Origin of the sequence: Allosphingosinicella deserti, assembly GCF_003012735.1 — a bacterium.
In the GTDB taxonomy this organism is placed as follows: domain Bacteria; phylum Pseudomonadota; class Alphaproteobacteria; order Sphingomonadales; family Sphingomonadaceae; genus Allosphingosinicella; species Allosphingosinicella deserti.
In genome coordinates this window covers 185063-198530 of the sequence record NZ_PXYI01000010.1, presented here as the reverse complement: position 1 = coordinate 198530, position 13468 = coordinate 185063, and the positions used below count along the sequence as shown (strand labels likewise).

Genomic DNA, 13468 nt, shown 5'->3' with positions numbered 1-13468 from the left:
CTCGCGAAGATCATTTGAATAAGGCCGCGTCATCCATGCTGGCCTCCTTCCAGCCAGCACCTTGAATCACGATCCAGGCCCTTTGGGAATCCCCTGCCAGATTCACAGAAAAATGATCATGCTCTAGTGCAGCCGTTCAAATCCACCCGGAACGGAGGAGGAGAACCGCTCGCGTCACCGAGTGGTGAGGGAGCCCCGCCCGGTCCCGAGGTGCAGACGCACATTGGGCCTTCGAACCTCCTCCACCGCCTCTTAGGAGGTTCCCCTCCCCGCCAAGTGGAAGGACTCGGGCTCCACCCATGCGCCGTTCTGAAACACGATCCGGTAGGCGTCGGGGTCTTCAAAGGTGACACCGTCGCGGTCCCAATAGGGATTGAACGACGCGATCGCCGCGTGGCCGGCGGCCTTCATCGCGGCCACGGCGGCGTTCCACTCTGCCCGATCCGGAAAATAGAGGACGAGCAGATTGTCCTGGGTCGGGGCACGGCCGGCAGGATAGCCTGTGCATCGGGTGAATTCGAGATGCCAGGCCGCGCCTGGCCGGCCAAGCATCACTCCGTCAAAGCCCTCATGATCCTCGAACCTGCCGAGAATCCGCAGACCCGCGGCCTGATAGAAGGCGACGATGGCATCGAGCCGATCGGTCGGACGCGAGACGCGGAGAACAGGCGCCGCAGCCGAAGTGACGGTCCGGTCATCGCTGCCGGCCGGCGCCGTCCCGTCGCGGGTCGAAGGATCGTTAGCCGTCGTGGCTGGCGATCCATTCCTCGACGACCGGCGCGATCTGGCCACGCCACTTGCTGCCGTTGAAGATCCCGTAATGGCCGACGCCCTTGGCGAGATGGTATTTCTTCTCGCGGGCTGGAAGCTTCACGGCGATGTCGAGCGCCGCTTTGGTCTGTCCGATACCGGAGATGTCGTCGCGCTCGCCTTCGACAGCGAGCAGGCCGATGTCGGTGATCGCCGCGGGGTCGACCCGGCGGCCGCGGTGCATCATCTCGCCCTTGGGCAACAGATGACGCTGGAAGACGACATCGATGGTCTGGAGGTAGAATTCGGCGGTCATGTCGCAGACCGAGCGATATTCCTCGTAGAAGGCCTTGGTCGCATCGGCGCTCTCGCCGTCACCCTCGACGAGGTGCTTGAACAATTCCCAGTGGCTGGTGAGATGGTTGCCGAGGTTCATCGTCATGAAACCGGCAAGCTGCAGGAAACCCGGATAGACCTGTCGCCCGTTGCCCGGATAAAGATAGGGCACGGTGGCGATGACGTTACGCTGGAACCAGGCATAAGGACGCTGGGTGGCGAGCGTGTTGACCGCGGTCGGCGCCTCGCGCGTGTCGATCGGCCCACCCATCAAAGTGAGCGTGCGCGGACGGCACGGATGCTTGTCTTCGCTCATCACGGCCGCGGCCGCGTAGCAGGGGACCGACGGCTGGCAGACGGCGAGCATGTGCGCGCCGGGGCCGATATGTTCCAGGAATTCGATGATGTAATCGACATAATCGTCGAGATCGAAGCGCCCGTCCTCGGCCGGCACCAGCTTCGCATCCCGCCAATCGGTGATGTAGACGTCGTGGCCGGGGAGCATGCGCTCGACCGTACCCCGCAGCAAGGTGGCGTAGTGGCCCGACATCGGCGCCACGATCAGCAGCCGCGGGCCGCCCTCAACGCCTTCACGAACGAAGCGTTTCAGCTGCCCGAACGGCTTTCGGAAGACGACATCCTCGTGAACCGCGACGGTTTTACCGTCGACCAACGTGGTTTCAAAGCCGAAGGCCGGCTTGCCGCGTGGAGCGGAAGCATGGGCGAAGACATCGAGCGCGGAGGCGACGATGGGTCCCATGTGGCTATAGGCGAACGGATTGGCAGGGTTCTGCATCCAGCCGGCGCCGATATTGGCGAGCGTGCTGGCTCCGGCGAGCAGCGACCGCTGCATTTCATAGGCGTCGTAGAGCATTTCGTCTCCAAGATGGGCCGCCCGAGAGGGGGCGTCAATCGCTAACAATTATTCCTGGTAAACCAACGGTATGGCCGAAGGCTCCGGCGGTGCGGTTGAGCGCGGCCCTCTGCACTGCTACGCGCGCCCCATGGCAGACGACAGCGCCCCCACCCCACGCAAGCTTTCCAACCTGGTGGTGATCTGGCGCTTCACCGGCCGCTACAAGGGCCAGGTCGTCGGCGCGCTCGCCGCCTTGCTCGTCGCCGCGGCCGCGACGCTCGCCATTCCCAACGCCTTCCGCCTGATCATCGATCGCGGCTTCAACAGCATCGGCGGCGATATCGGCCGCTGGTTCCAGTACCTCCTCGGTGTTGTGGTGGTGATGGCGATCGCCACCGCCTTCCGCTTCTATTTCGTCTCCTGGCTCGGCGAACGTGTCGTCGCCGATGTCCGCACGGCCGTGCAGCGCAATCTGCTGCGCCTCGCCCCGAGCTTCTTCGAAGAGAACCGTCCCTCCGAAATCGCATCGCGGCTCACGGCCGATACCACCATTATAGAACAGGTTGTCGGCACGACCATTTCGGTGGCGCTTCGCAATATCGTTATGGGTATCGGCGGCATCGCCTATTTGTTCGCCCTTGCCCCCAAGCTCGCGGCGTTGCTGATCTTCGGCATCCCAGTGGTGATCCTGCCGATCGTGTTCCTCGGCCGCCGGGTGCGAAAGGTCTCGCGCGAGAGTCAGGATCGGGTCGCCGAGGTCGGCGCCATGGCCGTCGAAGTGCTCGGTGCGATGAAGATCGTTCAGGCGTTCGGGCAGGAGGCGCGCGAGGCACAGCGCTTCCAGCAGATCGTCGACAGCGTGTTCGATACGGCGCGGCGGCGTATCCGCCTGCGGGCGGTGATGACTGCGATGGTGATCGCGCTCATCTTCGGCGCAATCACCCTGGTGATGTGGCAGGGCGCGCTCGACGTTCAGGCCGGACGCATTTCGGGCGGCACGATCGCCGCCTTCGTGCTGACCGGGGGCCTGGTCGCAGGCGCGTTCGGCGCATTGACCGAAGTCTATGGCGATCTGCTTCGCGGCGCCGGCGCCGCCGGCCGGCTGGCCGAGTTGCTGCGCGAGGAGCCGGCGATCGCACCGCCGGCGCAGCCGCGTGCGCTGCCGAAGCCGGCCCGCGGCGAGCTCGAGTTCCGGAACGTCCACTTTCGCTATCCTACCCGCACCGACATCAGCGCGCTCGCCGATTTCACGCTCACCGTCCGCCAGGGCGAGACGGTGGCGATCGTCGGCCCGTCGGGGGCAGGCAAATCGACGCTGTTCCAGCTTGCCCAGCGTTTCTACGATCCGGAGAGCGGAAGCGTCCTGCTCGACGGGATCGCGCTTCCGGATCTCGACCCCGCGGAGATAAGGGGCGCCATGGCGCTGGTGCCCCAGGAGACGGTGATCTTCGCCGCCTCGGCCCGGGACAATCTTCGCTACGGCCGCTGGCAGGCCGGCGACGACGAGCTCTGGGCGGCGGCCGAGGCGGCGAATGCCGCGACCTTCCTGCGAGCGCTGCCCGACGGGCTAGACACCTATATGGGCGAAGGCGGCGCCCGCCTCTCGGGCGGTCAGCGCCAGCGCGTCGCAATCGCGCGTGCCATCCTGCGCGACGCACCGCTTCTGCTGCTCGACGAGGCGACCTCCGCTCTCGACGCGGAAAGCGAGCGGCTGGTCCAGTCGTCGATCGAGCGGCTGATGGAGCATCGCACCACGATGGTTATCGCCCACCGCCTCGCCACTGTCCGCGCAGCCGACCGCATCATCGTCATGGAGGGCGGCCGCATCGTCGAGGAAGGCAATCACGACAGCCTGCTCGCCTCCGGCGGCCTCTACGCCCGCCTCGCACGGCTGCAGTTCGAGGGGCTTGCCGCCTGAGGCGTAGTGCCCCGCTGGCGGAGCGCCGGACGCTACGATCGCACGGTGCAGTCTGCACCGTGATCTTCCACGCACGACGCAGGTCGGCCGCGCGGGAAAGACGGAATAGACAGGGGATTGGATCCGGTGGGCGGTGGGTATCCTCTCGGCCAGCTGGGCCCGTAAGCGAGCCCTTGGCAGTCCTGAGTGGCGCGGACGCGTTCGAGCCTGATCATTTTGGATGACGTCCAGCTCGGGCTAGAGATGGCAGTGAGGCTTCACGTCGGGCCGAAAGCATCGGCAAGCGCTGATCCAGCCTCATCCAGTCACTTTCGGGAAGAGCTCGGGCCGGCGCCGCCTCGCCCCCCCCCCCGCGCCACGGTCGATACTCCTCCACCCGCGCAGCATATCAGACGGTTTCCACGCTGCGGCGCGTCGAGAGTGCATTTTGCGAATCACGACACCAGCCGCCGCGCCGAACGGGTGCTCCAAACGAAAAGGGCGGCCCCGCGGGACCGCCCTCTCCTGTTCTGCCGATCGGCTGTCGCTCAGAAGGCCTGGTAATAGGCCTCGTTGCCGACGAAACCCATCTTCTCGACGCTCGCCTGCTTGGTCACGGCCAGGACCTCGTCGACCAGCTCGTAGCGGGCCTGCGGATCCGGCTGCAGGTGCAGCTCGGGGATCGGGTTCATGGTCTGCGAGATATCGAGATACTGGCGCAGACGCACCTGATCCACCGTTTCTCCATTCCACAGGATCGCGCCCTGGGGCGTGATCACGATCTTGTTCTTCACCGGATCCACGGGCGGCGGCTCGTTGGTCGGCTGATCGACCGGAAGGTCCAGCTTCACCGCGTGCGTCTGGATCGGAATGGTGATGATGAACATGATCAGGAGAACCAACATCACGTCGATAAGCGGCGTGGTGTTGATATCCATCATCGGCTCGTCGGAATCGGCGTCGCCAACTGCCATTGCCATTGTCGTTACTCCTGATCTCTACTTACAGCCGGGTTACCGCGCCACCCGGCGGCGGCTCGGAGATGAAGCCGACACGGGCGAAACCGGCGCGCTGCATCGTGAACACGGCGCCGCCGATGCACTTGTACGGCGTGTTGACGTCGCCGCGGATGTGCGCCTCGGGCATGTTCTCTTCGGTGATCGCCTCGGGACCGCCGGCCTTCTTGACCTCGTCCTCGAGCTTCTTTGCGGCTCTCTCGAGCAGCTCCTGGGCGTTCACCTTCTGCAGGCCCCAATAGACCTCGCAGGTGTCGCCTGGGCCGCCACGCACCGAGAGCGAGACGTTTTCCGGCTTGGTGGTCGTCGCCTCGTAGCGAACCTTGGGCAGCGCGACCGGGACGGTCTGGATCACGACGGGAACCGTGATCAGGAAGATGATGAGAAGCACCAGCATGACGTCGACGAGCGGCGTCGTGTTGATGTCGGACATCGGGGTTTCATCGCCGCCTTCGCCGCCGACACTCATGGCCATTGCTTATTTCCTACTCTGTCTCAAAGCCTGCAGCGAAATCAGAGGGTGTCGGCGGAGCGAACGGGCCGTCCGCTCCGCCAATCAGCCCTTAGACCTTCTTGAGGCCCGGGGTGGTGGTGCCCGTCGCGCTGCCGGTCGCGGTCGAGCCCGCCTTCGTGGCGCCGGCGGCAGCCGTGGCGGCAGCCGGACGGCTCGCAACGGCCGGACGAACCGCGCCGCCCGACATCATGTAGCCGTGGAGGTCGTTCGCGAAGCGGGCGAGTTCCTCGACGATCGCCTTGTTGCGGCGCTGCAGCCAGTTGTAGGCAAGCACGGCCGGAACGGCGACGGCGAGACCGAGCGCGGTCATGATCAGAGCTTCACCGACCGGGCCGGCAACGGCGTCGATCGAGGCCTGACCGGCGGCGCCGATCTTGATGAGCGCGCGGTAAATACCGATAACCGTACCGAACAGGCCGACGAACGGAGCGGTCGAACCGACGGTTGCAAGCAGCGCGAGGCCGGTGCTGAGACGCGAGGTGATCGCACCCTGGCTGCGGCTGAGCGAGTTTAGCATCCAGTCGTGCTGGTCGATCGGGTCGGTCAGCTTGTCATGCTGCTCGAGCGCCAGGATGCCGTCGTCTACGATCTGACGATAGGCACTGTTCTTCTCGAGCTTGCTGGCGCCTTCGCGCAGATTGGCGGCCTGCCAGAACGAGGTGCGCGCGCGCTTGCCCTGATTGATGATCTTCTGCTGCTCGAACAGCTTCACGAAGAGGACGTACCAGGACGCCGCCGACATGATCACGAGGATGAAGAAGGTTGCGTAGGCGATCGTGCCGCCCTGCTCAAGCGCGGCCAGAAGGCCATACGGGTTGTCGCCGCCATGGGCTGCTGCTGGTTGGGCCATGATTGTAGCTTTCCTCTCGATTGGACTGAATTGGCGTGTGTAGGACGTTTACTGCAAGCGCCAGGTAATCGGCGGACTGGTGATCGTGTCGGCGGTCGCCGCACCGGTCTGGTCCTTGGCCGGCGTGAAGCGCGCGCGGCTCCTCAGGATCCGGCAAGTGGCCGAGTCCAGCGAAGACGAACCGCTCGACTGCGACACTTCGCACGACGTCACCCTGCCGTTGGCACCCACTCCGAGTCGGACTCGGACGGTCCCTTCCTCTTCGGCGCGGATGGCCGCGGCCGGATAGTCGGTGTCCGTGATCAGACCCGCGAGGCTGCCCTTGGCCGTGGCAGCCTGCACCACCTTGGGTGCGGGCGGCGGCGGCGGCGGCGGCGCCGGGGGTGCCGGCGGTGCCGGGGTAGCGATCGGTGTGATCACCTGTACCGGCGGCGGCACGTTCTGGGAGACCACCGGTGGCGGCGGGCTCGGCAGCCGCACCAGCGGCGGCGGGCTCACGACCGGCGGCGGCGGCGTTTCAACCGGCACGTCCGGCGGCGGGGGCGGCGGCTCTTCCTCGGGGGGCGGCGGCTCCTCGACGTTGAATGTCTTAAGGTCCTGCGCCACCTTCTTCGCGACCTTGAAGGCAAGGCCCGTGACGAAGGCGTAGCCGAGAAGAGCATGGAGTAGCGCAACGATCACGATCGCCGCGATCCGCCCCGAGCTCATCTTGTTGTCAGCATATGCCATTAACCAGCCACACTCCCTCTCTCAAACGGTTCCGGGGCCTAATCGTTAAGAACGCGTAACACCCCTCATCGGGTCCATTGATGTTTCAACATATCATCCGATATCGGGGTGTCTCTATCGTGTCCCAAACGCCTACGCAATCCTCCTGTGCTGCAGCGCCGAAATCGGGAAAAATGGCTGAAATCCGGCATTCATGTGGCTAGAGCTAAGGAGAATGGGGCATTTGCTTGCGGAGCGAGAATGAAAATTTACCTTCTTAATTACGCTACCGGCGTTGCCGGAGCGCTGCTCCTGAGCCTTGCTTCGGCGGCTGATTCGCAGGCGCCGCAGTCCGTTGCGACGGCCGTTCCCACCTATGCGGACCTCGCGGATCTCGCCCTTTCGGCACCAATCGCGGCCCATGTCCGGCTCGCCGATTCGACCCCGCTAAAAGGGGAGCAGGCTGTCGGGGTGAAGCCCAATTTGGCACGTTTCTACATTGAGGCGAGCATCGTATCGCTGATCCGCAGCCCCGAAGGCGTGCCGGCGCGGGTGCGTTACGTCGTCGACCTGCCACGGGATCCCAAAGGCAAGCCTCCGAAGCTTCGCAAGGGCACCGAGTTCCTCCTGTTCGCGCTGCCGGTCGCGGGCCGGCCGGGCGAAATCCGGCTTGCCGCTCCCGATGCGCAAATCTCGTACGTTCAGGCCCGGGCCGATCAGGTCCGCGCAATCCTGAAGGAGGCAGTGCAGCCGGGTGCAGCGCCGCAGATCACCGGGATCGGGCGCGCTTTTCACGTCCCCGGGGCGATTCCGGGCGAAAGCGAGACGCAGGTTTTCCTGCTGACGGCGGAGAACGAGCCCGTCTCCCTCACCGTGTTGCGGCGCCCGGGCGAGATGCCGCAATGGGCGGTGGCGCTGAGCGAGATCGTCGACGATTCCGCCGGCCCGCCGAAGCGGGACACTCTGTTATGGTATCGGCTCGCCTGCACCCTGCCGCGCGCGCTGCCGGCGCAGAGCATGGCCGAGGCCGAAGCAGCGGGCGTCGCCGCCATTCAGGGGGATTACCGCTATATCCTTTCGCAGCTCGGTCCGTGCGCACGGAACCGGGCGCGGCGCTGAACCGACGTCTCAGAAAGAGGCGATCTCGACCCCGACGCCGGCGCAATCCGGATAGATGTCGGGCTTGCGAGTCGACACGCGCAGCCCGGTAACCCCGCGGCGCGCGGCGACGAGGTCGTAGATCGCGCGCGCCAGCGTTTCCTGAAGATTGAACCGCTGGGCGCCGACGAGGATCGCTATCTCACTGCGCAGGCAATCATAATCCCACGCATCCTCGACCGCGTCGCTGGTCGGGAAGCAGGCGTCCTCGAGCCACACTTCCACCGTGATCGACAGGCGTTGAGGCGTCCCGATCTCGAATTCGTGGAAGCCGATATCGGCCGGCAGGACATAATCCTCGAGCACGATCTTGCGGGTTTTCGGCGCCAGCCGCTCGGGAACGAGACCTTCCAGCCTCGGGCGATCGTTCATTCTTCGGTCTCCAGGAACTGGACGTCGCGGGCAAGGCCGAGAAAGCGCTGCCCGCCGTCCAGCGTGATCGTTTGTCCTGTGAAGGTCGGCGTTGCCACGATGAAGCGCAAGGCGGCGACGATCTCCTCCACATGCACGCCGCGCTTCAGCGCGTTGAGCGTGTGGACGGCGGCGAAATTTTCACGGCTCTGCGGCCCCGACACCAGGGTCACCGACGGCGCGATCCCGCACACCCGGATACCGCGGCCCGCCCATGTCCGCGCGGTAAGCTCCGTCAGGGTGGCGAGGCCCCCCTTGGAGATAGTGTAGCTGAAGAAATCCGGGTTCGGCCCCTCGAGCTTCGCATCGAGCAGATTGACGATCAGGCCGCAGCCGCAGACGCGTCCGGCGAAGGCCTGGGACAGCAAGGCAGGCGCGCGAAGATTGACGTCGAGATGCCGATCCCACTGGGCGACGGTGAAATCATCACCGCTGTCATACGAGAATAGCGACGCATTGTTGACCAGCAGCCGCACCGGAGGGAGCGCTTCCGCGGCGGCGAAGATCGTCGCAACCGCTGCGGGATTGCCAAGCTCCGCCTCGACCACCGCGGCGTTGCCGATTTCGCCGGCAAGCGCGTCCGCCTCGGCCCGCGACCGGTTGCAGTGGATCAGGACATGCCAACCATCTTCGGAAAGCGCGCGGACGAGCGCCGCGCCGATCCTCTTGGCGCCGCCGGTGACGATCGCCGTACGGGGTTCCTGGAACTCGTGCGTCATGCTGAGGACCGTTAGGCGCGGCTCCGGCGAGCAGCAAGGCTTGCCGCTCCGGCGCCGCTTCGCCTAACGCGGGAGGATGCCGATGCCGCCCCCCTTGCCGGATTTGTCCAGTCTGTCGCTCGCCGACATCGCGAGGCTCGCCGAAGAGAAGAAGCTGCCGCCGGTGCATCTGTGGAACCCGGATCATTGCGGCGACAGCGAGATGCGAATCGCGCGCGACGGAACCTGGTACCACCAGGGCAGCCCGATTGGGCGCCCGGCGATGGTGCGGCTCTTCTCGACCATCCTGCGGCGCGAGCAGGACGGCAGCTTCGTCCTGGTTACACCTGTCGAGAAGCTTGCGATCGCGGTCGACGAGGCGCCGTTCGCCGCCGTGGAGCTTAAAACGGAGGGCACCGGCGCGGCCCGAAGCCTCGGCTTCCGTCTCAACACCGGCGATGTCGTGATCGCGAGTGCCGATCACCCGCTGCACTTCGAGGGCGGCAGCGAGGGACCCCGCCCCTACCTCGAAGTACGGCCGGGGCTCGACGCGCTTCTCACCAGGCCGGTCTATTACGAGCTCGTCGAAATCGCTCTTGCCGAGGGGGCCGAGCCGCTCGGGCTGTGGAGCGGCAAGGCGTTCTTCGCGCTGGAAGCCGGCGCATGAGTCTCGCCGAGCGGCTGCGCGACGCGCTCGATCAGGGCCGAGGCCGCACCCCTGTGCTTCTCGAAGGAGACGTGCTGGAGGATACCGGCCTGCCGATCGTGCCTGCCGCCGTGCTGGTGCCGATCGTCGACAGGCCCGAACCGACGGTGATCCTTACCGAGCGGCCGAAGACGATGCGCAAGCATCCCGGCCAGATCAGTTTTCCGGGCGGGCGCCGCGAACCTTCGGACGAAAGCCTGATCGCCGCCGCGCTTCGCGAGGCGGAAGAGGAAATCGGGCTGGCGCCGGCCGATGTGGACGTCATCGGCATCGCCGACGTCTACCGGACGATCACCGGCTTCGAAGTCACTCCGGTTGTCGGAGTCGTGCCGCCGGGGCTTGCCCTGAGGCCCGACCCCGGCGAAGTGGCGGGCATGTTCGAAGCCCCTTTGCACTTCCTCCTCGATCCCGATCGCCAGATCATCCGTACCGTCGAGTTTCAGGGCAGCGAGCGTTCCTATTACGAGATCATCTGGGACGGGCGGCGGATCTGGGGCGCGACGGCGGCGATGATCGTCAATCTCAGCCGCCGCCTGGAGCTCGCGGCATGAAGCTTCCCGACGTGGAGACCAGCGCCGGGACGCGGCGCCTGCTCGAGACGCTGGGATCGAAGCAGGGCCAGACCCGCTATGTCGGCGGGTGGGTGCGCGATACGCTGCTCGGACTGCCGGTCAGCGACATGGACCTGGCGACCCGCCATCGGCCCGAGGACGTCATTGCCCTGCTTCGCAAGGCCGGCATCAAGGCGGTGCCGACCGGGCTCGCCCACGGCACGATCACCGCGGTGGTCGAGAGCCGGCCGATCGAAGTCACAACCTTGCGCCGGGACGTTGCCACCGACGGGCGGCGCGCGACGATCGCCTACACCGACGACTGGGTGGAGGATGCGGCCAGGCGCGATTTTACCATCAATGCGCTCTCCGCCGATCCGGAAACCGGCGAGGTTCACGATTATTTCGGCGGCGAGGCCGATCTCGAGGGCGGCCTGGTGCGCTTCATCGGGGATCCGCTGATCCGGATCGCCGAGGACCATCTGAGAATCCTTCGCTTCTTCCGCTTCCACGCCCGCTTCGGCCGCGGTGCGCCGGATGAGGCCGCCCTGGACGCCTGCACGACACGCGCCAACGATCTGATGGCGCTGTCGCGCGAACGGATCGCCGACGAGGTCACCAAGCTGCTGTCGCTGGTTGCTCCGGCGGGTGCGATCCGTCTGATGATCGAGCGCGGCATCCTGAAGCCGGTGCTGCCGGAGATCGTCGACTGGGCGCCTCTCGAACGGCTGATCGCGCGCGAAGCACAAGCGGGACTGGCAGGCGATCCGATCCGTCGCTTCGCCGCACTGCTTCCCGCCGATCCCGACGTCGCCGGCGCGGTCGGCGCCCGGCTGCGGCTGTCGAACAAGGCGGTGAAGCGGCTCGTCTCCGCGGCGTCGCGTCAGATCGAGGCGTCGCCTGAGATACTCGCCTACCGGATCGGTCGCGAAGAGGCGGTCGACAGGCTGCTTCTCGGTGACGGCGATCCGGCGGCCGCGACGGGCCTGCTGGGGTGGGAGCGTCCGCAGCTCCGGGTCAGCGGTGGCACGCTCATCCGCATGGGGCTGGCGCCGGGACCGATCGTCGCGGCGACGATGGAAGACATGAAGCGGCTGTGGGCCGAGGCCGGCTTTCCCGGCGATGCCGATGCGCAAGCCCGGCTTGCCGAGCAGGCGGTGGCTCAGGCGCTGCGCGCCAGCCAGTAATCGAGCACCGCTTCAGGCGGCAGCGGACGGGCGAAGTAGAAGCCCTGGCCGTGGGTGCAGCCGAGGCGGGTCAGCGCCTTTGCGAGTTCCGGCGAATCGATCCCCTCGGCGGTCGTGTCCATCCCGAGCGCATCGGCGAGCGACAGGATCGCCCGAACGATGGCGATCGAATCGCCGTCGCCGAGCATCGCCGAGACGAAGCTCCGATCGATCTTCAGCACATCGATGGGCAAGCGCTGAAGATAGGCGAGCGAGGTATAGCCGGTGCCGAAATCGTCCATCGCAACCCGGGCACTGAGACCCTTCAGGTCTTCGAGGACCTGGGTCGCCCGGCGCGGATCCTGGATGATCGCGCTTTCGGTGAGCTCGAGGGTCAGCCGTTCGCCGCCGAGGCCGCTGGCCGCAAGCGCCGATGCGACGCAGGAGGCAACGTCGTCGCGGGCGACCTGGATCGGGGAGAGATTGACGCTGACCGAGAGCGGCAGCGTCCGGCCGACCTTCCGGTCCCAGCCCGCCAAGGTCTCGATCGCTTCTTCGAGCGCCCAGCGGCCGAGCGGGACGATGAGGCCGGATTCTTCCGCCACGGGGATGAATTCGACCGGCGAGATCGCGCCGCGCCGGCCGTTGTTCCAGCGGGCAAGCGCCTCGAAGCCGGAGACGCCGCCGGTCTTGAGATCGATCAGCGGCTGAAAGGCGAGCTCGAGCTCCCGGCCTTCGATGGCGCGGCGCAGTTCGGTCTCGATGCTGAACCGGCGCCGGGCGGCGCGCGCCTGATTCGGCTCGTAAAACCGCACCGCGCCCGTCGCCTTGGCGCGCTTCAGCGCGAACTGGGCGTTGCGCAGCACTTCCTCGGCAAGCTCCTCGGAGCCGCCGAGCAAGGCGCAGCCGATCGCGCAATCAACACGAATCTCAAGCTCGGACAGCTTGAACGGTGCGGAGAGGGCGGCGCGTATCCGTTCCGCGGCCTGAGTCGCGTCCTCGAGCCCCTTGTCGAGCCTGAGCAGCAGTCCAAACTCGTCGCCGCCGGTGCGGGCGAGGAAATCACCCCCGCGCAAGGACGAGAACAGGCGTCGCGCGAACGCGATCAGCAGTTCGTCGCCAGCGATCGAGCCGACACATTCGTTCACCCGGCTGAAGCGAGTCATGTCGACGACCAGCACGGCGTGGTTGCCCGGCAGGAAGGCCGGATCCTCAAGCACCTTCTCTACCCGCTCGTTGAAGGCGAGGCGATTTGGCAGTCCGGTAAGGCTGTCGCGCAGCATCTCCGCACGCAGGCTTCGCTCGGTCTCGACCTGGGCGGTGCGATCGATCAGCGAGACGAGACAGCGTGTGCCGAGCTGCGGGAACAATGTCAGCCGGGCCAGCCGTACGACGAAGTGGCGTGCCCCGACGACGCGGCCGTCGCTGCTCTCGAACTGGCGTGATTCCTCCTTGCTCTTTAGGAATTGCACGATCGTGTCGGCAAGGCCGCTGCCGTTGACGATGTCGGCCTCGGTCGCCGCCCGGCTGCGAGTGACGGCAGTCCAGCCGACAAGATCGGTGAACGGCTCGTTGGCGACATCCACCCACAGGAGGTCGGGTTCGTCCAGCCGGAAGATGGCCGCCGCGATCGGCAGGGCGTCGAGATATTCCTGACGGACGGCCGCGCGCAGAGACGCCTCGGCGTCCTCCGGCACCGCCGACGCGGCGATGGCTCTCTGACTCTGCACGGCTGCGGCAGCGGCTCTCATGCGGCTGCGATACCGGGGGAGAATTAACAGCCGGTTGACTAACCTCGCACCGCGCCACGATCGACCCAGGGTAAACATCCGGATCGGAGGTTACCCGGTG

The 13468-nt window shown here is 66.2% G+C and carries 14 protein-coding genes; 5 read left to right on the top strand and 9 right to left on the bottom strand.

What is annotated here, in order from left to right:
* Positions 1–252 precede the first annotated feature (252 nt).
* Positions 253–792 carry a VOC family protein gene (locus tag C7I55_RS24095; RefSeq protein ID WP_199193035.1) on the bottom strand — a complete coding sequence of 180 codons (540 nt, stop codon included), beginning with the start codon at positions 790–792 and terminating at the stop codon, positions 253–255.
* Positions 740–1960 carry a polyhydroxyalkanoate depolymerase gene (locus tag C7I55_RS24090; RefSeq protein ID WP_106515584.1) on the bottom strand — a complete coding sequence of 407 codons (1221 nt, stop codon included), beginning with the start codon at positions 1958–1960 and terminating at the stop codon, positions 740–742. The genes C7I55_RS24095 and C7I55_RS24090 overlap by 53 nt, the downstream gene beginning before the upstream one ends.
* Before the next feature lie 130 nt (positions 1961–2090).
* On the opposite strand from C7I55_RS24090, the gene C7I55_RS24085 reads away from it, so the two are divergent.
* Positions 2091–3860: an ABC transporter transmembrane domain-containing protein gene (locus C7I55_RS24085; RefSeq protein WP_106515583.1), complete on the top strand. Its 1770-nt coding sequence runs from the start codon at positions 2091–2093 to the stop codon at positions 3858–3860.
* Between the two features lie 527 nt (positions 3861–4387).
* Here C7I55_RS24085 and C7I55_RS24080 read toward each other — a convergent pair.
* The 4 genes from C7I55_RS24080 to C7I55_RS24065 all read right to left on the bottom strand — a co-directional run bounded on the left by C7I55_RS24080 (position 4388) and on the right by C7I55_RS24065 (position 6948).
* Positions 4388–4819 carry an ExbD/TolR family protein gene (locus tag C7I55_RS24080; protein ID WP_106515582.1) on the bottom strand — a complete coding sequence of 144 codons (432 nt, stop codon included), beginning with the start codon at positions 4817–4819 and terminating at the stop codon, positions 4388–4390.
* A 22-nt stretch (positions 4820–4841) separates the two neighbouring features.
* The gene (locus C7I55_RS24075) at positions 4842–5330 is read right to left on the bottom strand and encodes an ExbD/TolR family protein (protein ID WP_106515581.1); all 489 of its coding nucleotides are present in this window, start codon (positions 5328–5330) and stop codon (positions 4842–4844) included.
* An 88-nt stretch (positions 5331–5418) separates the two neighbouring features.
* Complete coding sequence (locus C7I55_RS24070) at positions 5419–6219, bottom strand: MotA/TolQ/ExbB proton channel family protein (RefSeq protein ID WP_106515580.1); 801 nt, start codon at positions 6217–6219, stop codon at positions 5419–5421.
* Positions 6220–6267: 48 nt separating this feature from the next.
* Complete coding sequence (locus tag C7I55_RS24065) at positions 6268–6948, bottom strand: TonB family protein (protein WP_106515579.1); 681 nt, start codon at positions 6946–6948, stop codon at positions 6268–6270.
* A gap of 240 nt (positions 6949–7188) precedes the next feature.
* On the opposite strand from C7I55_RS24065, the gene C7I55_RS24060 reads away from it, so the two are divergent.
* Entirely contained in the window at positions 7189–8046 is an 858-nt protein-coding gene (locus C7I55_RS24060) for a hypothetical protein (RefSeq protein ID WP_106515578.1), read from the top strand.
* Between the two features lie 9 nt (positions 8047–8055).
* On the opposite strand, the gene C7I55_RS24055 is transcribed toward C7I55_RS24060, so the two are convergent.
* Both C7I55_RS24055 and C7I55_RS24050 read right to left on the bottom strand, forming a co-directional pair.
* Positions 8056–8457 (bottom strand): dihydroneopterin aldolase, encoded by a 402-nt coding sequence (locus C7I55_RS24055; RefSeq protein ID WP_106515577.1) that lies wholly within the window; start codon positions 8455–8457, stop codon positions 8056–8058.
* Positions 8454–9215, bottom strand: coding sequence for an SDR family NAD(P)-dependent oxidoreductase (locus C7I55_RS24050; RefSeq protein ID WP_106515576.1), 762 nt, complete (start codon positions 9213–9215; stop codon positions 8454–8456). Before C7I55_RS24050 ends, C7I55_RS24055 begins: the two co-directional genes overlap by 4 nt.
* 76 nt (positions 9216–9291) lie before the next feature.
* Between C7I55_RS24050 and C7I55_RS24045 the strand changes: the two genes are divergently transcribed.
* Genes C7I55_RS24045 through C7I55_RS24035 form a run of 3 tightly spaced genes read left to right on the top strand, consistent with a single transcriptional unit; the run spans position 9292 to position 11638 of the window.
* Complete coding sequence (locus tag C7I55_RS24045) at positions 9292–9861, top strand: DUF1285 domain-containing protein (protein ID WP_106515575.1); 570 nt, start codon at positions 9292–9294, stop codon at positions 9859–9861.
* Positions 9858–10451: a CoA pyrophosphatase gene (locus tag C7I55_RS24040; RefSeq protein WP_106515574.1), complete on the top strand. Its 594-nt coding sequence runs from the start codon at positions 9858–9860 to the stop codon at positions 10449–10451. Before C7I55_RS24045 ends, C7I55_RS24040 begins: the two co-directional genes overlap by 4 nt.
* The gene (locus C7I55_RS24035) at positions 10448–11638 is read left to right on the top strand and encodes a CCA tRNA nucleotidyltransferase (protein WP_106515573.1); all 1191 of its coding nucleotides are present in this window, start codon (positions 10448–10450) and stop codon (positions 11636–11638) included. The genes C7I55_RS24040 and C7I55_RS24035 overlap by 4 nt, the downstream gene beginning before the upstream one ends.
* On the opposite strand, the gene C7I55_RS24030 is transcribed toward C7I55_RS24035, so the two are convergent.
* A complete protein-coding gene (locus C7I55_RS24030) occupies positions 11614–13368 on the bottom strand; it encodes a putative bifunctional diguanylate cyclase/phosphodiesterase (protein WP_106515572.1) in 1755 nt (584 codons plus the stop codon). The genes C7I55_RS24035 and C7I55_RS24030 overlap by 25 nt on opposite strands.
* Positions 13369–13468 lie beyond the last annotated feature (100 nt).

Bases quoted from the DNA above. Each gene is read 5' to 3' on its own strand.
- C7I55_RS24090 (WP_106515584.1), bottom strand. From the start codon at position 1,960: ATGCTCTACGACGCCTATGAAATGCAGCGGTCGCTGCTCGCCGGAGCC.
- C7I55_RS24085 (WP_106515583.1), top strand. From the start codon at position 2,091: ATGGCAGACGACAGCGCCCCCACCCCACGCAAGCTTTCCAACCTGGTG.
- C7I55_RS24080 (WP_106515582.1), bottom strand. From the start codon at position 4,819: ATGGCAATGGCAGTTGGCGACGCCGATTCCGACGAGCCGATGATGGAT.
- C7I55_RS24075 (WP_106515581.1), bottom strand. From the start codon at position 5,330: ATGGCCATGAGTGTCGGCGGCGAAGGCGGCGATGAAACCCCGATGTCC.
- C7I55_RS24070 (WP_106515580.1), bottom strand. From the start codon at position 6,219: ATGGCCCAACCAGCAGCAGCCCATGGCGGCGACAACCCGTATGGCCTT.
- C7I55_RS24065 (WP_106515579.1), bottom strand. From the start codon at position 6,948: ATGGCATATGCTGACAACAAGATGAGCTCGGGGCGGATCGCGGCGATC.
- C7I55_RS24060 (WP_106515578.1), top strand. From the start codon at position 7,189: ATGAAAATTTACCTTCTTAATTACGCTACCGGCGTTGCCGGAGCGCTG.
- C7I55_RS24055 (WP_106515577.1), bottom strand. From the start codon at position 8,457: ATGAACGATCGCCCGAGGCTGGAAGGTCTCGTTCCCGAGCGGCTGGCG.
- C7I55_RS24050 (WP_106515576.1), bottom strand. From the start codon at position 9,215: ATGACGCACGAGTTCCAGGAACCCCGTACGGCGATCGTCACCGGCGGC.
- C7I55_RS24045 (WP_106515575.1), top strand. From the start codon at position 9,292: ATGCCGATGCCGCCCCCCTTGCCGGATTTGTCCAGTCTGTCGCTCGCC.
- C7I55_RS24040 (WP_106515574.1), top strand. From the start codon at position 9,858: ATGAGTCTCGCCGAGCGGCTGCGCGACGCGCTCGATCAGGGCCGAGGC.
- C7I55_RS24035 (WP_106515573.1), top strand. From the start codon at position 10,448: ATGAAGCTTCCCGACGTGGAGACCAGCGCCGGGACGCGGCGCCTGCTC.
- C7I55_RS24030 (WP_106515572.1), bottom strand. From the start codon at position 13,368: ATGAGAGCCGCTGCCGCAGCCGTGCAGAGTCAGAGAGCCATCGCCGCG.